Source organism: Caulobacter sp. GW821-FHT12D05 (genome assembly GCF_058807295.1).
Window position 1 is genome coordinate 721,811 of sequence record NZ_JBXAQO010000002.1, and the last position, 23,986, is coordinate 745,796.

Here is a 23,986-nt window from a genome sequence, read left to right on the forward strand (position 1 = left end):
CCGCCATGTCCGGTCCCACCCGGCGCGACGCCCTCTCCGGGGCGGCGGCTCTGGCGGCGTGCCTGACGGCCAGCTCCGGTCGCGCGGCGGCAGCCCCCGCTTCGCCTGGAACCCTCGCCGCCGAGCACGCCGCCGGGCCGATCGGCCTCGACGCCCCCCGCCCTCGCCTGTCGTGGCGGCCGCCGGTCGCGCGGCAGAGCGCCTGGCGGGTGCAGGTCGCCGCCTCCGAGGCCGACCTGCTGGCCGGACGCGTGACGTGGGACAGCGGCGAGGTCGCCGACGCCTTCGCGGTCGAGGCGACCTATGCCGGACCGCCCCTGCCCGCTCGTGCTCGGCGGGTCTGGCGCGTGCGGCTGTGGGACGGAGCCGGCCAGGCCGGCGCCTGGAGCGCGCCGGCCGTCTTCGAGATGGGCCTGTTGGCGCCGGAGGACTGGGGCGACGCCGCCTGGATCGGGCGCCACGCCGCGCCGCCCAGGGGCTGGGCCGACCAGACCCTCGACATCGACTTCACGCTGAAGGGCCGCTTCTTCGACGTCCTGTTCCGGGCGTGTCCCGAGGGCAAGACCTATGGCGAGGCCTACATGCTGCGGGTCGGCGAGATCGATGGCGCGCCGTCCCTGATGCTGCAGGTCCGCCAGTATCCGGGCGGGGCCAGCTCGCAGGTGAAACTCAAGCGCCTGCAGGTTTGGCCGCTGCCGGCGGATCTGAAAGGCCGCCGTCGCCGGCTGACCATTGAGGCGCGCGGGACCAGCCTGCGCTTCAGCCTGGATGGCGCATTGGTCGGGACGCTTGAGGACGCCACGCAGGCCGAAGGAACCTTCGGTTTCCTGGCCCCCGAGGCCGAAGCGGCCTTGATCCACGCCGTCAGCCTCAAGGCGCCCGACCGCCCCGACTTCGAGAGCGACTTCAAGGATGGCGACAACCCCTTCACCGGCGGCGACGTTGGCGTGGACGGGCTGATCCTGGCGTCCGGCGTGCCGGGCAAGGACATCGTCGTCCCGCTGGCCCATCCCGCCCCGCTGCTGCGCCGCGCCTTCGCCGTCGCAGGCCCGATCGTCCGCGCTCGTCTGCACGTCGCCGTCGGCGGTTTCGCGGACGTGAGCTTGAACGGCGCGCCCGTGGGCGAGAGCGCGATCGCGACCGGCTGGACCGACTACGGCAAGCGCGTGCTCTACCGGACCCACGACGTCACCGCCCTGCTGAAGGCCGGCGACAACGTCCTGGCCGCCGAGCTGGCGCGCGGCTGGTACGGGATCGCCGAGCCCAACGAGTGGTACTTCCACAAGGCCCCCTGGACCGCCGAACCGACGCTGAAGGCGCGGCTGGAGATCACGCTGGCCGACGGCTTGACCCAGGTGCTGGTCAGCGACGCAACCTGGCGCACCGCCGACGGCCCCTGCCTGTGGGACTCGATCTACGCCGGCGAGCGCCGCGACGCTCGGCGCGAGCCGACCGGCTGGCGCGCGCCCGGCTTCGACGAGCGCACCTGGGATGCTGCTCTGCCGGTGAAAGGTCCCGCCGGCCGCCTGGTCGCCGCGATCCACGAGCCCATCGCCCCGATCGCTCGCCATGCGGCCGTATCGGTGAAAGAGGTCAAACCCGGCGTCTGGCTGTTCGACTTCGGTCGCATCCGCACCGGTGTTCCCGAGCTTTCCGTCACCGGCCCCGCCGGTCGCACCGTCTCGATGGTCCTGGCCGAGAAGCTACGCAAGGACGGCGCGATCCAGGTCGCCAGCGGCCTGATCGACGCCCAGCTGATGACCTGGCGCTACACCCTGGCCGGCAAGGGTCGCGAGACCTGGCGGCCGGCCTTCGGTTATGGCGGCTTCCGCTATGTGCAGGTCACGGGCCTGGATGGAACGCCGGCGCCCGACACGATCACGGCGGTCGAGATCCACTCGGCCGTCGCCGCGATCGGCCAGTTCGAGTGCGCCGATCCGCTGGTCAACCAAATCCACGACGCCGCGCGCCAGGGCCTGCTGAACAACCTGCACGCGGCCCAGACCGATACGCCCAGCCTGGAGAAGAACGGCTGGACCGGCGACGCCCAGGCCTCGTCGGCCGCCGCCGCCATCAACTTCGACGTCGTCCGCACCTGGGAGAAGTGGCTGGGCGATTTCGTCGACGCCCAGGCGGCCAGCGGCGAGCTGCCCGAAATCGTGCCCTCGACGCCGCAATACGGCTTCGAGAACTCGCCGGGCTGGAACTATGTCTGGGGTCCAACCCCGGCCTGGGATGTCGCCGCCTTCGTGCTGCCCGAGGAACTGGAACTGCGGTTCGGCGTCCGCGCGAGCGAGCCCGTCCGCGCCTTGCAGAAGCGCCTGGCCGACTACACCGCGCGGTTCCTGAAGGCGCCCGACTACCGCTACGACCACGGCCTGGGCGAGTACGCCGCCGCGGGTCCGACCGGCCCGGTCGACGCGACCTCGACGGCCTATGTCTTCCACATGCTGAAGGTCACGGGCCAGGCCGAGTTGGCGGCCAAGGTCCGCGCCGCCTACAACGCCCGCTACTGGGACGCGGCCCAGCGCCGCTATGTCGCCCCGCCCGAGGGCGGTAAGCCTTCGCCCTACATCCAGACCATGAACGTGCTGCCGGTGGCGCTGGGGCTCGTGCCCGACGGCCAGGCGCAGGCGGTGATCGACGGCCTCGCCGCCGACATCACGGCCAAGGGCTACAGGCTCGACGTCGGCGTCTACGCCCTGCGCTACCTGCCCCGGCTGCTCAGCGACCATGGTCACGGCGACGTGGTCTGGAAGGTCGTCACCCGCACCGACGAGCCCAGCTGGGGCTTCTGGCTGAAGAACGACATCCGCAGCATGCCGGAAGGCTGGGGCCTGGGCTCGCGCTCCTGGAACCACCACTACTTCGCGTCGATCAGCAGCTGGTTCTACGAAGGCCTGGCGGGCATCCGGCCGACCGCGCCGGCATATGCCAAGCTCCAGGTTCGCCCGGTCCTACCGACGGGCCTGGCCAGCGCCAGCGCGACCCAGATGACGCCGCGCGGCGAGGTGAGCTCGCAGTGGCGCCTCGACTCCGGCCGCGCCGTGCTGGAGGTGCGCATCCCCGGCGCCTGTGAGGCCGAGATCTGGTTGCCCAATGGCGGCCGTCGCCTGGCCCGTGCGCCGGCCGGCGCGCGCTGGTTGGGCGCCCGCGACCGCCACGCCGTCTACGCCGCCGGACCGGGATCGCTGACGTTCGACTTCTAGGTCGCCGCGACCGCCAAGAGCATCCACGAGGTGTGCGGGATCCACTGCTCGATCCAGCGCCAGTTCTGCTCGTCCGGCCCGGCGGCCCAGCTGATGCCCCGCCCGGAGTCGCTGTCGGGCGCGCCGGTAATGCCGTTGGAGATGCCGCCCTTGACCATGTCGCCGGCGCTGTCGGCGTGCGGCGGGTTCTTGGCCCCGAAGCCGTAGAGCAGGCTCATGTCGTAGGGGTTGCGGCCCAGGGTCCAGTCGAAACTGCTCTGAGCAAAGCGCGCCAGGTCCGGCGACACGCCGAAGGTCTGACCCGGCGCGGCGTCGACCACGCGGCCGCCGACCAGGGCGGCGTAGGACAGCGAAGCCAGCCGCGCGCTCTCGCCCTGCCACCAGTATTTGGTCTCGTTCAGGTGGGGCATGAAGAAGCCCTCCTGGATGCCGCCGACGGCCTTGCCGTCCTTCCACATCCGGAAGGTCTGGCGCGGGTAGTCGTAGGGGTTGGCGACCTTGGCGTTGAGGGCCAGCTGGGCCTTCAGGCTTTTGGCGATCACCGTCTTGGCCGAGGCCTGGCGCGCGGCGTCCTTTTCGATGTCGAGATATTCGGTCAGGGCCAGCACCGGGAAGCCGGCCTCGGCGCCGTGATAGTAGGGACGGTCCTTGTCGTCGCTGCGGAACCAGCCCTTCTCCGTCCAGCGGCCCTCCAGCGCCTTGGCGCGAGCGCGGGCGGCTTCCAGATAAACTGCCTTGCCGGTCGAGCGATGCAGCTCCACCGCCGCCAGCAGCAGGGTGTAGTCGTCGATGATGTTCTCGCGGCCGTCGTCGACATAGCGCCGGTTGTTGGCCTGCATGTGGGCGAAGGCGCGCTGGGCGTCGGCCAGGTACTGATCGGCCGAGAACGCGCCCGCCACGCCGCTGGCCTTGGACAGGCGCGCGGCCCGGGCCAGGGCGGCGATGGCCACGGCCCCGCCCTCGCGCGCGGCTGCCTGGTAGTTCTTGGTGTAGACGCCGTCGACCCCGACATAGCCGGTGACCACCCGCTCGGCGCCGGGCGTGGCCCAGCGGTCGAAGACGGTCATGTAGAAATAACCCTCGGGCGCCAGCAGCCGATGCAGGTAGTCGGCGCCCCACATCACCTCCTCGATCAGCTGGCGATCCAGGCCCGCCTTGGCGAAACGCTGCGGGGCCATGTCGTAAGCCTTGGCCAGCGACCAGGCGGTGAAGGCCGTCTGCTGCGGATTGAAGAAGTTGGCGTAGGACAGGTGCGACAGGTACTTGCCGTTGTCGCCGCCGGCGTCCTTCCAGCCGCCCCAGACGTCGACGACGCGCTGCGTGCCATAGACGCGGATCTTGTGATCGGCCGGATCGGTGTGGCGGCTGAGCTTGAAGTAGTTGACCAGCGCCCCGGCCGTGGTCGCGAACAGGGCGTCGTCGGCCACCACGACCGGCGCGGACGCGGCGCTGGCGTTGGGGGCCTCGATCTTCAGCTGATAGGTTCCCGCCTGGGCGAGGTCGGAGAAATCGGCCTGCCAGTAGCGCTTCGCCCCCCACTCGCCGAAGGCCGGCAGCGGGGTCAGGGCGCCCGACCGCACGACCGCGCCATCCTTGACCACAGAGAAGCCCGACGGCGCGCCGGGGCCGGCATACTCGACCACCGCGACCTTGGGCCCGGCGCGCTCCAGCGCGACCTGGTTCAGGTGGACTTTCAGGTCTTGGGCGCCCACGCCACCCGCCAGCATCGAGCCGGCCAGCAGCACGCCGGCCAGGATCGAAAGTCGCTTGTTCTCGGCGGTCATGACGCCCTCCCCGTTTGTTGTTCTTACTGAAGACTGAGGCTGCGGCCGGCGCGTTTGCCGTCGGCCGAGCGGGCGCGGACCTCGACGCGGCCCGACACCGGCGCGTCCTGGACGTAGGGCCGCCAGGCGCCGCCCTCGACGCGGTACTCGATGAGGAGGCCGGGGAACTCGACGTTGGCCCGCAGCTTGCCGTCCTGGACCACCGCCCCGACCGTCGGCACACGATAGGCCACGCCCGCCGCGTCCAGCCGCGCCAGTTCGCGCTGACCCAGCAGGTTGGCGAAAGCGTTCCACTCGGCGTCGCGGCGGCCGCGCTGGTCTTGGGTGAGCGCGCCCGTGTCGTGGGCATAGGCCTTGCCGGCCGTGTATGGCGCTTCCCAATCGGCCGCGCGCCAGGCGCGTTCGGCCAGGGCCAACAGGCGCGGATAGAGCATGTAGTCGACCTGGGCGTCGGAGCGCACGGTCTCGCTCCACAGCTGGCCTTGCAGGCCCACGAAACGCACGCCCGGCTTTAGCGGCTGGGGGTCCTTGGTCGTCTGCGGACGGCCGTCCAGCCCCGCATAGACCTCGGCATGGACCGGCAGGTTCTCGGGCATGAAGGCGAACACCTTGCGGGTGTCGGTCGAGCGCGAGGGCCAGTCGTAGCCGCGCTCCTTGGGGTCGGCGGCCTGAGGGCTGTCGAAATAGAGGACGTTGGGCGTGGAGATGATCACCTCCCAGCCCTGGTTGGCCTGGCTGTGGGCCGCCACGCTGCCGTCGCCGCCCAGGTCGCCCCAGTAGTTGGAGTGCACGCGGGCCGGCATGCGCTCGGCCTTGGCGTGGGTCATGCCGTCGCTCCAGCCGGCCGGGACCACGCCCCGCGCCGCGACCATGGCAGAAACCTTCTCGATGAAGTGGCCGCCCAGATCCCTCGGCTTGATCCCGGTCTTGGCCTCATAGGCCTGGCAGGCGGGCGAGCCGCTCCAGGCGCCGGGCGTCTCGTCGGCGCCGATGTGGTAGCGCTTCAGCGGCGCGCCGGCTTCCTTGTGCAGCCGAGCCATCTCGTCGATCACCTTGCCGATGAAGGCATAGCTGCTGGGCAGGCACACATTGATGGTGTTGTCGGTGTAGTGCTGGATGCTGCGATAGGCGCTCTTGTCGGCCGCCTCGCTGAGCAGGTAGCGGCCGGCCTCGGCCTCCGGCTCGCCCTCGGCGCGCAGGCGGGCGGCGCGGGCTTCCATGGCCTTGATCGCCGCGCGCGAGTGGCCGGGCATGTCGAAGGACGGGATCACCTCGATGTGGCGCGCCTTGGCCGCCCGCACGATCTCGATGTAGTCGGCGCGCGAGAAGTAGCCGTTGACCGGTCCGGTCCCGTCGAGACCCGCGCCCAGCTGCGGGATCAGGCAGGTGCGTTCGGACAGGTCATGGCAGCGCCGGCCGCCGATTTCCGTCAACTCCGGCAGGCCGGCGATCTCGACCCGCCAGCCTTCGTCGTCGCCCAGATGCAGGTGCAGCTTGTTGAGCTTGTAGCCCGCCATCTGGTCCAGGATCGCCAGGATCTCGGCCTTGGAGTGGAAGTTGCGGGCGACGTCGATGTGCATGCCCCGGAAGCCGAAGCGCGGGGCGTCCTCGATCGTCAGGCGCGGGACCGTGCGGCCGGCGTCGACCAGTTGAGCCAGCGAGGCCAGGGCGTTGGCCGCGCCCTCCCCGTCACCGGCGGCAATGGCGATGCCTTGGCCGTCGATCGTCAGGCGGTAGCCGCCGGGCTCGGTCTTGGCCTTCGAGATCCGCAGAGGCGCACCGCCCTTGGTCTCGGCCACGCCGAGGCGCGCGAGGGCGATGGCGACGTCCGACTTCGCAAAGCCGCTCAGTGAGACCGTTACGCCGCGCGACAGGTCCAGGCTGCCATCGGCCATCTGCGTCTTCAGCGGCGTCGGCAGGATCGCCCCGCGCGGAATCGGCTGCAGCGTCGCGCCCGCATTGGCGGCGTAGAGCCTCGGCGCGGTCGCCCAGACCGTCAGGTCGTGCGCCGAGCGGCCCGCCAGCTTGGCCTCGTCGGTGAACGGGATCACGAACGGCAGGGTCTCGAGCCCCGTCTCGGGATCGACCACGGGCCGGGTGCTGTCGATGGTCCGCGCCGTCAGGCCCTCGGCCGCCACATAGGCGTTGGGCATCGGATAGAGCTCCGACAGCTGCTGGCCCTCGATGCGCAGCGGCACGACGATTGGCTGGCCGGGCTTGAAGCCCGTGAAGCTGGCCGTCGGGGTCAGGCGATAGAGGTCGCCATTGATGTTGGTCAGGGTGAAGTCATCGCCGCCGGCCGCCAGCACGCGGTTGACGTTGCTGAAGTACAGCGACCACCCCGCCGCTGGCACACTCGGCGCGGCCAGGGAAATCTGGGCCAGCATGCAGGACGGATCGGGCTTGCAGGCCTCGGGCGCGGGCCGGTTGTCCAGCACGCGGTAGGTCAGTTTGAGATCGGCGGCGAGGCGGTCGAGATCGGCCTGACGGGGCTGGGCCAGGGCCGAACCAGCCAGCAGAACGGCGAGGCCAAGCCCGCCCGCGACACACGACTTCGATCTTCCGACCATCAACGACCTCAAGGAAATTGGGAGGACGGGACCTTGGCCCCGCCCTCCCCAGGGGTTCCGACGAATGGGGTTACGTCAGAAGCTATAGCCCAGTCGCACGCCCCAGGTGCGCGGCGGATCGTAGGTTCCGCGGATCACGCCGCGATTGAACCCACCGAAGTTCTTGGTGTCCTTGTTGGTCAGGTTGTCGCCGAACAGCTCGACATAGAACTGGTTCTGCGGCGCCGAGAGCTTCAGGCTGGCATTGACCTTGGCATAGGCGGCCTGGCCGTTGGTCAGGTGCGGCAGGTCCAGGTTCTGGACGTCCATCCACATGCGGTCCTGCCAGCGGACCTGGACATAGGGCTGCAGGACGTAGCCGCCCTTCAGGTCGAAGCTGTGCTCGTAGGTCACCGACATCGAGTACTTGGGCGCGAACGGCAACTGGTTGCCGACGATGGTGTCGTAGCCCGGCGCGCCGCAGTGGGCGACGTTCAGGATCTCGCGCTCGGCGCACGCGAAGCCGTCGGTGAAGGTGCCGCCGTTCTTGATCTTGGTGTCCAGGAACGCGCCGTAGCCCGACAGGCGGCCGTGGGCCCAGGGGATGATGTCGAACTCGACCTCGACGCCCTGGATGCGGGCGCTGTTGAGGTTGTCGGTCGTCCAGGCCAGGACCGGGTCGCCGAAGTTGGCGCTGAGCGGGTTGGTGTCCTTGCCGACCACCTTGTCGCCGGTGTTCTGCATGTCGGTGTAGTCGCTGTAGAAGCCGGTCACCGACAGCCGCATGCGGCCTTCCAGCAGGGTCGCCTTGTAGCCCAGCTCGTAGGTCTTCACCTTCTCGGGGTCATAGGTCAGCAGGCTCAGGCACCCGTTGTTGCAGGTGTCGAACATCTCGTACATGCCGCCCATCTTGTAGCCGGTGGCCAGCGAGGCGAACCACATCACGTCGTCGCTCTGGAAGAACTGGGCGCCCAGGCGATAGGTGCCCTGCTTCCACTTCATGGCCACGTTGTTGGGCGCGCCGCCCGGCACGACCACGCCCAGGGGCGCCTCGCCGCCCATGTCAAAGTTCAGGTCGTTGGACTGGTGGCCCCGGATACTGTCAGGCGTGTGGTGGCCGTTGTACCAGGCGCTGGTTCCCTCCCAGAAGGCGTAGGTGACGCCGCCCTGGTCGGTCTTGCGATCCCAGCTGTAGCGATAGCCGGCGGTCAGGTTGACCTTGGGCAGCACGCGGTAGTCGAACTGGCCGAACAGGGCCTTGGACTCGGTGGTCCGCTTGTTCTGGTCGAAGATCCAGGTGTCGGGCAGGCCGTCAGGCTGGAAGCCCAGGTGCGGATCATACGACGTGGCGTGGGGATCGTCGGTCCAGGTCTTGTTGGCCAACATCTCCATGTCGTAGCGGATACGCTTGTTTTCCTTCAGGTAGTAGGCGCCCAGCACGTACTGGAACTTGGACGCGCCGTTCGATTTCAGCTGCACCTCGTGGCTGGTGGTGCGGTAGCGGCTGCCCTTGGTGGACCAGACCTCGTCCCAGATCGGGTAGTAGCCGGTCAGCTCGGCCTCGTGCGAGGTCAGCGACGGGTCGCCGATCGAGGACCACTGGGCGTTGGGATGGGCGCCGCCGTCGACGTCAGAGATCTGGTCGCGCTTCTGGTCCTGGTAGGCGCCGCGATATTCCAGCGTGGCCTTGTCGAAGACGTCGTAGGCGACCTTCAGCTGGACGTCGTCGACGGTCATGTCGCGGCGGCCGGGCACGTTGATCTTGGCGTAGCGCTGCGGATGGTTGCAGGCGTTGATCGTGCCGGCCGCCTGCTTGCAGTCGACGAAGTCGAGGTCACCCGCGCCCTGGTCCGAGAAGCGCGAGACCGTGCCGGTGAACTCCAGCTTGTCGGTCGGACGCCAGCGGCCGATCAGGCGCGCGGCCCACTGGTCGGCGTTGTTGTAGTAGTCCTTGGGTTTCACCAGCCGGTTGCGGCGCTGGTCGACGTCCGGGATGCCGTCCTTGTGGATGCCGTAGGCCGGCGACTCGATGTCGGTGAAGTCCTGCTCCTGGATCATGTAGCCGTCGTGCTGCTCGACCATGAAGGCCGCCCGCAACGCGAAGGTGTCGCTGACGCCCCAGTTGAAGCTGCCGCGCAGGCCGCGGGCGTTGTAGTTGCCCAGCTCGCCCTCGACCTTGCCGAAGGTGTCGTTGAACGACGGCTTGGCCGGGATGATGTTGATCGCGCCCGCCGGCGAGTTCATGCCGAACAGCGTGCCCTGCGGGCCGCGCAGCACCTCGACCCGCTCGACGTCGAACATCAGGGCCAGGGCGCCTTGCGAGCGCGGCGAGTAGAAGCCGTCCTGGTGGATGGCGACGGCGCCTTCGCCCACCTCGGTGAAGTCGGTGGAGGTCACGCCCCGGATGCTGGCGGCCGTGCCGCTGTCGGCGCCCGTGCTGAGCTGCACATTGGGCATGGTGGCCGACAGGTCGCGGGCGGACTTGATGCCCTGGCGGTCCAGGCTTTCCTGCGTAAACGCCGAGATCGCCAGCGGCGTCTGCATCAGCTTGGTTTCGCGCTTGGAGGCGGTGACGACCAGCTCCTCCAGCACGCCGACATCAGAGCCGGCGGCAGCGTCTTGAGCGGCGGCCAGGCCCGGCAGGGCGAAGGCGGCCAGGGCCGAGGTCATGAGCAGACCAGCGCGGCGGGTAGGCAATAGAGACACGGATACTCCCCCTTATCTTGTTGGCCGCGCGTCAGCCCGGAACTTGAGGTTCCGGCTCTCCCGCCTTCGCGCTGGCAATTCGACCGTTTTTGTCCGGACGCGGCGTGTCTCGCCCCTTCCGACAGCCTGACGATAGGCGCCGGTTTTTCGGGGTGTCAATATATACTTCTATTGGATGTTTTTATTTAATGAGCCGCTGAACGGGCAGCGGGCGCCGTGCTCGAAATCGATCAGATGGCGGTCACGCGGCCTGTCGAACGGGCGCCCAGGAAGGTCTCGACCTCGGCCCGGCCTTTGCGTTCCTGCAGCAGCACCTCGTAGCTAGGCGACAGCATTTCGTGGATCGGCAGCACCGCCGCGCCCAGGATCGAGCTGTCTTCCTGACGGTCGGACAGGGTGATGCGCGAAGCCCCCTCCCCGCCCCGGCCGCGCACCGAATGGCGCAACGGCATGGCCAGGGCGACTAGCCGCTCGACCAGCGCGCGCGGGGCCGAGCCGCCGATGACGATGGTGGCCGGGTCTAGCATGTTCTCGATGATGCAGACGGCGTTGCGCAGGTGGCTGGAGGCCTGACGGCACCAGTCCATCAGCTTCTCATCGTCGGCCTCCAGCAGAGCCAGGATCTCGGCGTTGGAGAGCTCGACATCGGTGCGGCCGGTGACGAATTCCGACAGCGAGTGCAGCGACAGATACCGCTCCAGGCAGCCGTGATTGCCGCAGTAGCAGGCCTTGCCGTGCGGCACGATCGGGATGTGGCCGATCTCGGTGGCGTTGCCGCCCGCGCCCTTGTAGGCGGCGCGATCGACGATCAGCGCCCCGCCCAGACCGACGCCGAAATGCAGGTAGAAGAAGCCCGTCAGGTCGCGCGCCACGCCAAACAGCGACTCGCCTAGCGCGCCGGCGGCGCTGTCGATGCTGTAGAACACTGGCAGGCCCGTGGCCTTCTGCAGCTCCTCCAGGATCGACAGATCGGTCCAGCCCTCGAAGGCCGTGGGGCCGGTAAAGCTGAAACCCGGCACATCGAACGGCCCCGGCAAAGCGACGCCCACGCCCCACAGCCGCTTGGCGTCGGACGAGCGCGCCGCCAGGTCGCCGACCAGCGCCACCACCGCCTTCAGGGTCGCGGCCTGGTCGCGGGCGTCGATCTCGACCTCGTCGCGATGCAGCACCTCGCCGACCAGATTGACCAGGGCCGCATAGGCCCGGCGGGGCTCCAAGCTGACGCCGATCGAGTCGCCGCCGCGCGGGTCCAGGGCGAAGGCCATGGGCGGTTGGCCCCGCACCTTGTCGCCCTTCAGCCGCTTGGAGACGACAAGGCCGATCTCCTCCAGGTCCTGGGTGATGTTGGCCACGGTCTGGGGGCTCAGCGCCACCAGGTCGATGATCTCCTTGCGCGACACCTCGCCCCGCCGCCGGATCACGTCCAGCACGATGCGGCGATTATAAGGGGCGCTGGACTGCTGGGTGGCGCCGCGGGTGGCCATGGACGATCGTCGAACTCCCTGTTCCGAGGTCTGATCTGCCATCGCGGCCCTGGCCGGACAAGGGATACCCGGCTCGGGTCAATTTCTTCCATCCATTGGTTTTAATAATTGACAGCCCGCGACAAGGTTCGCATGTTCATCGTCAACGACGGCGAGACGAACGCCGTCCAAGATCCGGGGGCGGACAACGGGACGGCGATCCAAGCGGATTCCGGGCGGCCGCGCCTCGGCCACAGCGCACGAGCACTCGATGGACCACCTGAACCACGCCCCGCCCAGCCTGACCATCATCGGCGACGTCGCCGTCGACCTGGTGCTGGGCCCTGTCGCGGGCTGGCCCAAGATCGGCACCGAGACCATCATGCAACGCAGCGAACTGCGGGCCGGCGGCTCGGGCGGCAACACCGCCTTGGCCATGCGCCACCTGGGCGCGCCCTGCCGCCTGTTGTCTCAAGTCGGCGGCGACACCTTCGGCGGCTGGCTGGCCGAGGAGTTCAAGGGCGTCGACGCCCAGCTGGGCGTCACCCAGACGGCCACCACCATCTCGACCGGCGTCATCCACGACTGCGGCGAGCGGACCTTCTTCACCACCAAGGGCCACCTGGAGGCGCAGAGCTGGGACGAGATGCGCCCGCGCCTGGGTCCGCCGCCGGCTCCGGGCTCGATCGCCCTGCTGACAGGGGTGTTCCTGCTGCCCCGCATGCGCGAGGCCTATGCCCGGGTGCTGGATGACCTGTCGGCGCTGGGCTACCAGATCGCCATCGACACCGGCTGGCCGCCCGAGGGCTGGACCTTCGAGACCCGCGCGGCGACCACCGCCTGGCTGACCCGCTGCGACCACATCCTGCTCAACGAGATCGAGATCAAGGGCCTGGCCGGGGTCGAGGACCTGGACGACGCCCTGCTGGCCCTGGCCCCGATGATGCGGCCGGACGCGACCCTGGTGGCCAAGACCGGCGCCAAGGGCGCGGTGGCGACCTATGGCGGCGCCCGCTTCAAGGTCGCCGCGCCGCCGATCGCGGTGTTCGACACCATCGGCGCGGGCGACTCGTTCAACGCCGGTTATCTGGCCGCCAAGCTGTCAGGCCTGGGCGTGCGCGAGGCGCTGGACCAGGGCTGCCGCACGGCCTCGGCCGTCATCGGCCATTTCCCGCGCCAGTCGATCGCGCCCGGCCAGTTGGCCGCGCTGGCGGTCGCGGCGCGCTAGAACAACAACAAGAGGGGGAGAAGGCGGATGCGCAATCGGGGCCTGGTGATCGGCTACATCCTGGCAGTGTGGTTCGTGATCTCGTTCGTGACCAACATCATCGGCCCGCTGATGCCGCTGATCATCGCCGACTTCCACCTCAGCCTGACCCTGGCCGGCTTCCTGCCGTTCTCGTTCTTCCTGGCCTATGGCGTGGTTTCGATCCCCGCCGGGGTGCTGATCGAGCGGGTCGGACCCAAGCCGGTCCTGCTCGGCGCCTTCGCGCTGAACCTGCTGGGCGCACTCGCCTTCTCGGCCGTCCCGACCTACGGCGTGGCGGTCGGGGCGCTGTTCGTGATCGGCCTGGGCATGGCCATGCTGCAGGTGGTGATCAATCCGCTGATGCGGCAGGCCGGCGGCGAGCAGCACTTCGCCTTCTATTCGGTGATGGGCCAGCTGGTGTTCGGCCTGGCCTCGTTCGTCAGTCCGCTGGTGTTCTCGAGGCTGATGACGACCACCCTGCCCTTCGCCGCCCACCCGGCCTGGATCTCGCTCTACTGGCTGTTCGTCCTGATCTTCGCCGCCGTCATCGCGGTAACCGCCCTGATGCGCCTGGGTCCCGTGGCGCTGAAAGACGACGAGAAGGCCGGGGCCGCCAGCGCCTATCTGGAGCTGCTGAAGGACCCGAAGGTCATCCTGTTCTTCTTAGGCATCGCCGCCTATGTCGGGACCGAGCAGAGCCTGGCCAACTGGATGAGCCAGTTCCTGGCCACCTATCACGGCTATTCGCCCACGGTTGAAGGGGCCCGCAGCGTGGCCAGCTTCTGGGGCCTGATGTCGCTGGGCTGCCTGGCGGGCCTGGTCGCCCTGAAGCTGCTGGACTCCAAGATCGTGCTGGCGGCCATCACCGTGGCGGCCATGGCCTGCCTTGGTGTCGCGCTGTTCGGCGACCGCCATGCCAGCCTGCTGGCCTTCCCGATCTGCGGCTTCTTCCTGTCGGCGATGTTCTCGATCGTCTTCTCGCTGGGCCTGAACTCGGTCCCGCGCCATCACGGCGCGCTGTCGGGCATCCTGTGCTCGGGCATCCTGGGCGGCGCGGTCGTGCCGCTGCTGGTCGGCGCCCTGGGCGAGCATATCGGCCTGCGCCTGGCGATGCTGGCCGTGTTCGCGACCCTGGGCTTCATCCTCAGCGTCGCCTTCTGGGCCAAGCCCCTGGTGCGCAACGAGACCATCGCCTGGCGTAAGCGAGCCGAGGCCTAGCTCCCACAACGCACCACCCACCGACCGTTCCGGGCCAACTTCATCCTTGCCTTTCATTTACAAGCAGTATTGACTGCTTGTGTCGATGAGACAGGAGGAAAGGCTTGCCAGGCCGTGCGCGCAGGAGCGGACGGTCAGCGCGGACTCACGCCCCCTCCCGCCCTCGCCGGCCACGCAAGAAACGACAAGAACTAGGGGGTACAGAACAATGCAGGCACTTATCCGCCGCACCACCAAGGCCGCGCTGCTGGCTTCGGCCTTCGGAGCCGCCTTCGCCGCTATGCCGGCCATGGCTCAGGAACAGAAGTCCGACGTCGTCCAGCTGGACGACATCATCGTCACCGCCACCCGCCGCGAGCAGCGTCTGCAGGACGTGCCGATCTCGGTGACCGCCGTCTCGGGCGAGGAGCTGGCCAAGTCGGCCTTCCGCGAAGTGACCGACATCCAGTACCTGGCCCCGAACGTCAGCTTCTCGGCCACCAATCCCACCGCCAATGGCGGCGGCTATCAGATCCGCGGCGTGGGCACGCAAGCCTATGCCGGCGGGGCCGAGCAGACCGTGGGCCTGGTGGTCGACGGCGTGGTCATCGGCCTGTCGCGCGATCCCGGGGCGACCGGCTTCAGCGACGTCGAGCGAGTAGAAGTGCTGCGCGGTCCGCAGGGCACGCTGTTTGGCAAGAACGCCTCGGCCGGCGTCATCCAGATCGTCACCAAGGCCCCGAAGATCGGCGAGACCTTTGGCGACCTGTCCTATTCGTTCGGCGAGCGCGCCGAGCAGATCGTCAAGGGCAACGCCAACGTTTCACTGGGCGAGAAGGCCGCCTTCCGCCTCTCGGCCTTCCACCAGGAGCAGGACGGCGCGATCCCCAACCTGCTGCACGACTGGCATGTCGGCGACCGCGAGAACAAGGGCGTGCGCGGCAAGCTGCTGGTCCGTCCCAGCGACAAGCTGTCGATCCTGATCGCCGGCGACTACCAGGAGGGCTTCAACCGCGACGCCCACACCATCGAGAGCCTGGGAACCAGCGCGGCCCTGAACGCCCAGTTCGCCCGCTTCACCGAGAAGCCCGGCCACGGCGTCTTCAAGAGCTTCCAGGACGGCGACTGGACCGCCTACACCACGATCAAGGGCGCGCAGGTCCAGATCGACTATCAGCTGGGCGAGCACAGCCTGACCTCGATCACCGCCTGGCGCGCGGTCAAAACCACGCAGTTGTCGGACATCGACGCGGCCCCGATCAACGTCTTCAACAACAGCGACGGCGGGGTCGACAGCAGCCAGTTCACCCAGGAGATCCGCCTGACCTCGCCCACCGGCCGCAAGCTGGAGTACGTGGTCGGGGCCTACTACTACAACACCGACCTGGCGGGCTGGGTGACGCAGAAGGGCGCCTATTACGGCGCGTTCGGCGCGCCGGTGGTGCTGGGCGGCGGCCGTCGCGACGAGACCGGCGGCACCCGCAGCGCCGCCGTCTTCGGCCAGGGCACCTATGCCCTCAGCGACGTGCTGAAGGTAATCGCGGGCCTGCGCTACACCAACGACAAGGTCGACGGCCAGTTGGTGGTCACGCCGATCCCGGGCACGGTCCCGCTGGGGACGCTGGCCAACTACAAGGGCTCCAGCAAGGCCGACAATGTCTCGGGCCGCATCGGCCTGCAGTACCAGCCCAGCCGCGACCTGATGGCCTATCTGACCTACGCCACGGGCTACAAGGGTCCGGTGATCGACAACGCCGGCGGCGGCAAGCCGCGCGAGGTCGATCCCGAGCACGTCAAGAGCTACGAGGCCGGCGTCAAGTCGACCCTGCTGGATGGCCGCCTGCGCCTGAACGGCGCGCTCTACTGGTCGGACTTCCGCGACTTCCAGGCCCAGGCCCTGGACAGCTCGACCACCCCGCCCAGCTTCACCTTCACAAATGCCGGCCTGATGCGCGCGCGCGGGGTCGAGCTGGAGTCCCTGCTGAAGGTCAGCCGTGAGTTCACCCTGACCGTCAACGGCAGCTATTCGGACGCCAAGTTCAAGGACTACACCAACGCCTGCTACGCGGGCCAGCCGGTGTCTTCGACGGTGGGCGTGGGCTGCTATGTCGATCCGGTGACCAAGGCCACCGTCGCCAACTATGCCGGCCAGCGCCTGACCAACGCGCCCAAGTGGACCTATTCGATCCGCGGCTCCTACGAGCGTCCGGTGGCGGCCAACCTGCTGGTCGACGCCTCGCTCAGCTGGTCCTGGCGCAGCGAGGCCCAGACCGTCGCCGGCGACCCGAAGTCGGTCGTCGACGCCTACGGCATCCTCAACCTCAACGCGGGCCTTGGCCGTGACGATGGATCGTGGCGGATCGGCATCTACGCCCGCAACCTGCTGAACGAGCACTTCTACGCGCCCTACGCCTCGGGGACGCTGAACCCCGGCGGCTACTACCGGATCATGAGCCCCGACGCGTTCCGCACCGTCGGCGCCAGCCTGAACCTCAGCTTCTAGGCGCTTCTCCCCGAAGAGCTTGGCCTTGCGGGCCGGACCTCGGTTCGGCCCGCCTTTTTCCCGAATATCGAGAGACGTCTCCATGACCGTTTTCGACCGCCGCGCGGTGCTGCTGGGCGCTAGCCTGGCCGCCACGGCCTCCGCCGCCGAGGGCGCCGCCAAGAAGCCTACCACCAAGAAAGACGGCTTCCTGTGGGGCACGGCCGGCGCGGCCTACCAGATCGAGGGCGGCAATTTCGCGTCCGACCTTTGGGTCATGGAGCACGTCAAGCCGACCATCTTCAAGGACCCATCCGGCGACGCCTGCGACGCCTATAACCGCATGGACCAGGACATCGCCCTGGCCGCCTCGCTGGGCTTCAACACCCACCGCTTCTCGATCGAGTGGTCGCGGATCGAACCCGAGCCGGGCCAGATCTCGCTAGCCGCCATCGCCTATTACCGCCGAGTGCTGCAGACGATCCGCAAGCACGGCATGACGCCGTTCGTCACCTACAACCACTTCACCACGCCGCGCTGGTTCGCGGCCGCCGGCGGCTTCGAGACCCGCGACGGGATCGCGCCGTTCGTGCGCTACTGCCGCATCGTCACCCAGCACCTGGGCGACCTGATCGGCATCGCCGCCACCTTCAATGAGCCGAACCTCGGCGCCCTGGTCAGCTGGTCGCCGGCCGTGCGCCCGCTGCGGCCCTATATCGAGATGTCCAAGAGGGCCGCCGCCCAGGCGATGGGCGCGCCGAAATGGTCGCCGCCGGTGCTGGGCGACTTCCGCGTCCAGCAGCCGATCATGATCGAGGCCCACGAGGCGGCCTGGGCGGCGATCAAGGAGGTCTCCGGCGGCCGCTTCCCGGTCGGCGTCACCCTGTCGCTAAACGACGAACGTCACCCCGAAAAGGACAGCGGCGTCACCGCCAAGCAGGCCCAGGTCATGCTGCCCTGGGTCCAGGCCAAGGGCGACTTCATCGGGGTGCAGAACTACACCTACACCGTCGTCGGCGCCGACAGCGACCTGCCCAACCCGGCGGGCGTCGAGCTGACCCAGATGAACTATCCGTTCGCACCCGACGCCCTGGAGGGCGTCATCCGCGCGGTCGCCCAGCACACCGACAAGCCGATCTATGTCACCGAGAACGGCGTGGCGACCGAGGACGACAGCCGCCGCATCGCCTTCATCGACCGCGCCGTGCCCAGCGTCTTCAAGTGCCTGAAGGACGGCATCGACGTGCGCGGCTACATCCACTGGTCGCTGCTCGACAACTGGGAATGGTTCTCGGGCTACGGCCCCAAGTTCGGCCTGGTCAGCGTCGACCGCAGCACCTTCGCCCGCACCCCCAAGCCCAGCGCCCACCACATGGGCCGCCTCGCCCGCGCCGGCCTGCCCGCCGGCCTGACGTCGCGCGCCTGATCGGAGCCCCTGTTGTGAAGCGTTTCCTCGGTATCCTGTTGATGACCACCGCCCTTTCCACGGCCGCTCCGGCCATGGCGCAAGCGCCCGACAACGCGGCCAAGGCCAAGGCGCTGGTCGCGTCCATGACCCTGGACGAGCGCATCGTCCTGCTGCGCACCCAGTCGGGCTTTGGCCTGCTGTCGCTGGGCATCCCGCTGCCTCCGTCCGTGCCGGAGATCATGCGCAAGCACACGCCCAAGGGCGCGCTGGGCTCTGCGGGCTTCGTCGAGGCGATCGACCGGGTCGGCATCCCCGCCCAGCAGATGTCGGACGCCAGCCTGGGGGTCGGCAATCTGGGCGGCTTCCTGCGGCGCGGCGACGAGGCCACCTCGCTGCCCGCCACCCTGGCCCTGGCCGCGAGCTTCGATCCCGAGCTGGCGCAACAGGCCGGCGACATGCTGGGCGCCGAGGCCCACGCCAAGGGCTTCAACATCCAGCTGGCCGGCGGCGTCAACCTGACCCGCGAGCCGCGCAACGGCCGCAACTTCGAATATGCCGGCGAGGATCCGCTGCTGGCTGGCCAGATCGTTGGGGCCCAGGTGGCCGGCATCCAGGGTCGCCACGTCGTCTCGACCCTCAAGCACTTCGCCCTCAACGCCCAGGAGACCGGCCGCTTCGTCCACGACGCGACGATCGACGAGGCCGCGCTGCGCGAGAGTGACCTGCTGGCCTTCGAGATCGCGTTGAAGCGCGGCAAGGCGGGCGCGGTGATGTGCGCCTACAACAGGATCAACGGCGACTACGCCTGCCAGAACGACTTCCTCCTGAACAAGGTGCTGAAGACCGACTGGGCCTTCCCCGGCTGGGTGATGTCGGACTGGGGGGCCAACCACGGTCTCAAGAGCTCGCTGATGGCCGGCCTGGACCAGGAGTCGCCGCAGGACCGTCCATGGTTCGACCAGCTGAAGGCCGCCGTCGAAAGTGGCGAGGTCCCGGCCGAGCGGGTCGATGACGCCGCCCGCCGCATCGTGCGCGCCATGCTCGACGCCGGCGCCATCGACAACCCGGCCAAGGCCGGCGGCGCGATCGACCAGCAGGCCCACGCCGTCGTGGCCGAGCGTGTCGCCCTGGGCGGCATGGTGCTGCTCAAGAACGACGGCCTGCTGCCCCTGGCGGCCAAAGCTCGGAAGATCCTGGTCGTCGGTGGCTTCGCCGACAAGGGCGTGCTGTCGGGCGGCGGCTCGTCCCAGGTCATGCCGTTCGGCGGCCACTATACCGACCGGCGCGGGCGCGAAGGCGTCGCGGCCCTGCTAGCCCCGGTCTATGGCCTGAACGCGCCGCTCGAGGCCCTGCGCAAGCTACGGCCAGACGCCGAGATCACCTATGACGACGGAACCGATCCGGCCCGCGCCTCGGCCCTGGCCCGCGAGGCCGACATCGTGCTGGTCTTCGCCGTCCGGCCGGAAGAGGAAGGCATGGACGCCCTCTCGCTGTCGCTGACCGACGGCCAGGACGCCGTGATCGCCGCGGTCGCCGCCGCCAATCCGCGCACGGCCGTGGTGCTGGAGACCGGCAACCCGGTCGCCATGCCGTGGCTGTCGGATGTCGGCGCTGTGCTGCAGGCCTGGTATCCGGGCCAGCGCGGCGGCGACGCCATCGCCAAGATCCTGACCGGCGCGGTCGCCCCCTCGGGTCGCCTGCCGATCACCTTCCCCGCCGACGTCGCCCAGCTGCCGCGCCCGGCCATTCCGGGTTTTGATCCCGCCAACCGCAAGCCGCTGGGCGTGGGGGTCAAGGTCGAGCCGTTCGAGGTGGCCTTCACCGAAGGCGCCGACGTCGGCTATCGCTGGTTCGAGCGGAAGGGCGAAAAGCCGCTGTTCGCTTTCGGCCACGGCCTGACCTACACGACCTTCGGCTACAAGAGGCTGAAGCCTCAGGGCGGCGAGGCGCTAACCGCGACCTTCACCCTGACCAACACCGGCCAGCGCGCCGGGACCGAGGTCGCCCAGCTCTATGTCGCCCCGCCTGGCAAGACTCATCGCCTGGCCGGCTGGGCCCGCGTCGAGTTGAAGCCCGGCGAGAGCCGACAGGTCACCATCACCGCCGATCCGCGCCTGCTGTCCTCGTGGGACGCCAAGGCCGGCCAGTGGTGGCGCGAGGCCGGGACCTATGACCTCTATGTCGGCAAGGCCGCCGGCTCGCGCGACCTGGCGGGCAAGGCCAGCCTGACCGCCCAGACCGAAAGCGCCCGCCGATGAGCATGCTGGCCCTGCTCGCCGCGGCCGCGATCGCCGCGCCCTCGACCGTGACCACCGAGAGCGGCGTCGTCGCGGGCCTGACCTCGGATGGCGTGCTGGCCTTCAAGGGCCTGCCGTATGCCGCCGCGCCGGTCGCCGACCTGCGCTGGCGCGCGCCGCAGCCGGCCAAGGCCTGGAGCGGCGTCCGTGACGGGGCGGTGATGGGTCCCGACTGCGTCCAGGGCCGCATGCCCGGCTCGCCCCCGCCCAGCCCGCAGGCCGAGGACTGCCTGTTCGCCAATGTCTGGCGGCCGGCGCAGGCGTCGAAGCAGCCGCTTCCGGTCATGGTCTGGATCCACGGCGGGGCCTTCGTGAACGGCGGCTCCTCGTCGGCCGAGACCTTCGGCGACGCCATGGCCAAGCGTGGCCTGGTATTCGTGACCTTCAACTATCGCCTGGGACGCTTGGGCTTCTTCGGCCATCCGGCCCTGACCGCCGAGCATCCGGACGAGGCGACCGGCAACTACGGCCTGATGGACCAGGCCGCCGCCCTGCGCTGGGTTCAGCGCAACATCGCTGCGTTCGGCGGGGATCCCAGGAACATCACGGTCGTCGGCGGCTCGGCCGGCGGCATTTCGATCAATCTGCTGACCGCGACGCCGCGCGATGTCGCACCGTTCGACAAGGCGATCATCCAGTCCGGCGCCGGCCGCAAGGCCCTGGCGCGCGAGCGGCGGCTGTCGCAGGACCTGCCCGGTATGCCCTCGGCCGAGAGCCTGGGCCTGGCCTTCGCCCAGAAGCAAGGCGCGCTGGATCTGGCCGCCCTGCGCGCCCTGCCCGCCGACAAGATCGCGGACAATCTCAGCATGGCGACCCTGGTCTTCATGGGCGACAAGGCGCTCTATTCCGGTCCCGTCGTCGACGGCCGCTTCATCACGCGGATGCCCGAGCAGACCTACGCCAAGGGTCTGCAACGCAAGGTCCCGACCATCGTCGGCGCCACCACCGCCGACCTCAGCCTGGACTTCGCCCGCACCAAGGACGAGGCCTTGGCCCGCTTCGGTCCCGACGCCGAGGCCGCCCGCCAGGCCTATGACCCGGCCGGGACCATTCCGCTGAACGCCCTGAACGCGGCGATCGGCGGCGACCGCAACATGGTCGAACCGGCCCGCTTCATCGCCCGCGCCACGGCCAAGCGCGGCGCGCCGGCGTTCGAGTACCGCTTCGGCTACATCGCGCCCGAGGCGCTGCCAGGCTCGCCGTTCGGAGCCAACCACTCAACCGAGGTCGCCTACGCCTTCGACCGGCTGGCGGCGGTCTACAAGGACGTCACCGCGCAAGACGCCGCCGTCGCCGCGCGCCTGGCCGACTATTGGGCCAACTTCGCGCGGACCGGAAACCCGAACGGCCCGGGCCTGCCCGCTTGGCCGCGCTATGACGCCAAGGACCAGTTGCTGGACGTCCAGCCGGACGGCGCCCTGGTCGGCAAGGGCGATCCCTGGCGCGCCCGACTGGATGTCGCCGAGCGCACCGCCACGCGCTAGGGCCCGACCAGCGCCCTGACCCCCGGCGTGATCTTGATGATCAGGTCCGCCGGGGGCTGCTTGCCCAGGAAGGCGAACAGCGGCTTGGCCGACGCGGCCTCGAACGCCTCGGCGCGGGCCAGCACGGCCTCGGCGCGGGCCTTCACCGTCGGATCCAGGGCCCTACCCGTCTCGCGCGCCGCGATCACCGCCAGAGCCACGTCGGCCAACTCGGCGATGTCGGCCGAGACGGGCAGCGCCGCCTCCAAGTCCCCTCGTCCCTTGGCCACGACTCGGAACGCCGCGTCATTGGCGCGCCAGGATACGAGCCGCGCCTTCAGGCTCTCGGCGCCGGAGCGATCCCCCGCCGCATAGGCCTTGGCGTCGGTCTCAAAGCGGCGCGCCACGAGGCTGTCGACCGGCGCGGCGTCGGCCAGGCTGGTCAGCGGCTGGTCGATGACCTTGCCGGCCAGCATCGCCTTGATCCGATGGTCGTGGGCCATGTTGCGCACCGGCCCCACGACCTCGAGCAGCGTCCGCACCGGTCCCGCCTGGCCCGGCGCCAAGCGCCCGGCCATGGCGGCGTTGTCGCCCTTCAGACCTTGCAGCCGCAATTGGTCCTCGACCACCGGCAGGCGGCGATAGAGGTCGGCGACGTCCCGCGTCTCGCGCGGCGACCAGAAGCGCTCGGCCATGGCGGCGGCGCGGGGCCACAGGCGGCTGTCGATGATCTCGTCGCTGACCAGCTCGGCCCACAGCGGCGCCTCGCCGCCCAGGATCAGCGCCTCCTGCTCCGGCGTCAGCGGCGGCAGCGGCTTGGCGACCAGGGCGTCGGTCAGGATCTTGGCCAGGATCGGATGTAGCTTGCGGCCAGCCTCCGCCTCGGCGGGGGTGAACCCGGCGGCCGACGTATCCAAGGGGTCCTTGAGGTAGGAGAACTCGGCCGGCATCAGCAGGTCCAGGTAGTAGCCGGCCGAGACGATCGTCCGGTGCCCCTTGGCGACCGCGGCGGCCGTGGCGTTCGAGGTCTGCCAGGCCTGGATCACCACGTCGCCGGGCGCGCCGTTGGCGGCGACCTCCTCCCAGCCGATCATGGTCTTGCCGTGCTTCTTGAGGATCTCGCACACGCGGCCCTGGAAGTGGGCCTCTAGCGCGGCCTTCGAGGCGATGCCGTTCTCCTTCATGAAGGCCTGGACGTGCGGATGGTCCAGCCACACCGCGTCGCTGACCTCGTCGCCGCCGGCGTGGAAATAGGCGTCCGGGAACAGGCCAGCCATCTCGCCGAACAGGCCGTCGATGAAGCGGTAGGTCTCGGGCTTGGTCGGATCCAGCGCCCGGTCCAGCGCCGCCGAGATAGCGTTGGCCGGCTTCAGCGGCGCCAGGCCCAGTTCCGGATAGGCCTCGGCCCAGGCGCGGGTGTGCCCAGGGACATCGAATTCGGGCACGATCCGCACGCCCCGGTCGGCGGCATAGGCGACCAGCTCGCGCACCTGCGCCTGCGTATAGAACTGTCCGTCCCCCGTGGCTTGGAGCTTCGGATAACGCTTGCTCTCGACCCGGAAGCCTTCGTTGTCGGACAGGTGCAGGTGCAGCACGTTCAGCTTCACCCGCTCCATGGCGTCGATCTGGCGCTTGATCGTCTCCAGGGCCATGAAGTGGCGGACCGTGTCGATCATCAGGCCGCGCCAGGCGAAGCGCGGCGCGTCGTCGATGCGGGTCAGCGGCAAGCTGGCGCGAGGTCCCGCGACCTCGACCAGTTGGCGCAAGGTGGCCAGCCCGCGCAGCACCCCGGTCGGCCCGTCGGCGTCCAGTGTCACGCCCGTCGCCGTCACGGCCAGACGATAACCCTCCGCCGTCGGATCTTTCCCGCAAGCGATCGCGAGACGCGGCCCCGACTTGCGGCGCAGTTCCAGTCCCGTGAGCTGGCCGACATCGGTCTGGAAACGCGCGACAGCGCGGTCCAGCCGCGCGTCACGACAGCCATTCCAAGCGGTGACAAACGCCCCATCCAAGGCCAAGCTTCCCTCGGACCAGGTCGCGACCTTCGGCTGAGGCGTCAGCACGGAGGCGGCCAGGGCCGGCGAGGACACCGTGATCAACAAGGCCGCCAGCAGCCCTCGTGCGAAACCCTTGCGGCCCATGATCACCCTCCCAAGCAACTTACAAGCAGTCTTGACTA

At 69.3% G+C, this 23,986-nt stretch carries 12 protein-coding genes; 7 read left to right on the plus strand and 5 right to left on the minus strand.

The window, feature by feature from the left end; translation table 11 throughout:
• Window positions 1-5 precede the first annotated feature (5 nt).
• Window positions 6-3,209: a family 78 glycoside hydrolase catalytic domain gene (locus tag AC1RRR_RS10825; RefSeq protein WP_492812928.1), complete on the plus strand. Its 3,204-nt coding sequence runs from the start codon at window positions 6-8 to the stop codon at window positions 3,207-3,209.
• Here AC1RRR_RS10825 and AC1RRR_RS10830 read toward each other — a convergent pair.
• The 4 genes from AC1RRR_RS10830 to AC1RRR_RS10845 form a co-directional block, all read right to left on the minus strand.
• Complete coding sequence (locus AC1RRR_RS10830) at window positions 3,206-4,993, minus strand: glycoside hydrolase family 9 protein (protein WP_492812930.1); 1,788 nt, start codon at window positions 4,991-4,993, stop codon at window positions 3,206-3,208. The two genes, AC1RRR_RS10825 and AC1RRR_RS10830, sit on opposite strands and share 4 nt — an antisense overlap.
• Window positions 4,994-5,016: 23 nt before the next feature.
• Window positions 5,017-7,563, minus strand: coding sequence for a beta-N-acetylhexosaminidase (locus AC1RRR_RS10835; RefSeq protein WP_492812932.1), 2,547 nt, complete (start codon window positions 7,561-7,563; stop codon window positions 5,017-5,019).
• Window positions 7,564-7,638: 75 nt separating this feature from the next.
• Window positions 7,639-10,248 (minus strand): TonB-dependent receptor, encoded by a 2,610-nt coding sequence (locus AC1RRR_RS10840; protein WP_492812933.1) that lies wholly within the window; start codon window positions 10,246-10,248, stop codon window positions 7,639-7,641.
• 230 nt (window positions 10,249-10,478) lie between these two features.
• Window positions 10,479-11,732 carry an ROK family transcriptional regulator gene (locus AC1RRR_RS10845; RefSeq protein WP_492812935.1) on the minus strand — a complete coding sequence of 418 codons (1,254 nt, stop codon included), beginning with the start codon at window positions 11,730-11,732 and terminating at the stop codon, window positions 10,479-10,481.
• 250 nt (window positions 11,733-11,982) lie between these two features.
• On the opposite strand from AC1RRR_RS10845, the gene AC1RRR_RS10850 reads away from it, so the two are divergent.
• The 6 genes from AC1RRR_RS10850 to AC1RRR_RS10875 all read left to right on the plus strand — a co-directional run bounded on the left by AC1RRR_RS10850 (window position 11,983) and on the right by AC1RRR_RS10875 (window position 21,828).
• Window positions 11,983-12,939, plus strand: coding sequence for a carbohydrate kinase family protein (locus AC1RRR_RS10850; protein ID WP_492812936.1), 957 nt, complete (start codon window positions 11,983-11,985; stop codon window positions 12,937-12,939).
• 27 nt (window positions 12,940-12,966) lie between these two features.
• Window positions 12,967-14,178: an MFS transporter gene (locus tag AC1RRR_RS10855; protein WP_492812937.1), complete on the plus strand. Its 1,212-nt coding sequence runs from the start codon at window positions 12,967-12,969 to the stop codon at window positions 14,176-14,178.
• 208 nt (window positions 14,179-14,386) lie between these two features.
• Entirely contained in the window at window positions 14,387-16,660 is a 2,274-nt protein-coding gene (locus AC1RRR_RS10860) for a TonB-dependent receptor (protein ID WP_492812939.1), read from the plus strand.
• 82 nt (window positions 16,661-16,742) lie between these two features.
• Window positions 16,743-18,065 carry a glycoside hydrolase family 1 protein gene (locus tag AC1RRR_RS10865; RefSeq protein ID WP_492812940.1) on the plus strand — a complete coding sequence of 441 codons (1,323 nt, stop codon included), beginning with the start codon at window positions 16,743-16,745 and terminating at the stop codon, window positions 18,063-18,065.
• A 41-nt stretch (window positions 18,066-18,106) separates the two neighbouring features.
• Window positions 18,107-20,305, plus strand: coding sequence for a beta-glucosidase family protein (locus AC1RRR_RS10870; RefSeq protein ID WP_492812941.1), 2,199 nt, complete (start codon window positions 18,107-18,109; stop codon window positions 20,303-20,305).
• A complete protein-coding gene (locus AC1RRR_RS10875) occupies window positions 20,302-21,828 on the plus strand; it encodes a carboxylesterase/lipase family protein (RefSeq protein WP_492812943.1) in 1,527 nt (508 codons plus the stop codon). Before AC1RRR_RS10870 ends, AC1RRR_RS10875 begins: the two co-directional genes overlap by 4 nt.
• Here AC1RRR_RS10875 and AC1RRR_RS10880 read toward each other — a convergent pair.
• Window positions 21,825-23,948, minus strand: a complete 2,124-nt coding sequence (locus tag AC1RRR_RS10880; RefSeq protein ID WP_492812944.1) for a beta-N-acetylhexosaminidase — start codon at window positions 23,946-23,948, stop codon at window positions 21,825-21,827. The two genes, AC1RRR_RS10875 and AC1RRR_RS10880, sit on opposite strands and share 4 nt — an antisense overlap.
• Window positions 23,949-23,986 lie beyond the last annotated feature (38 nt).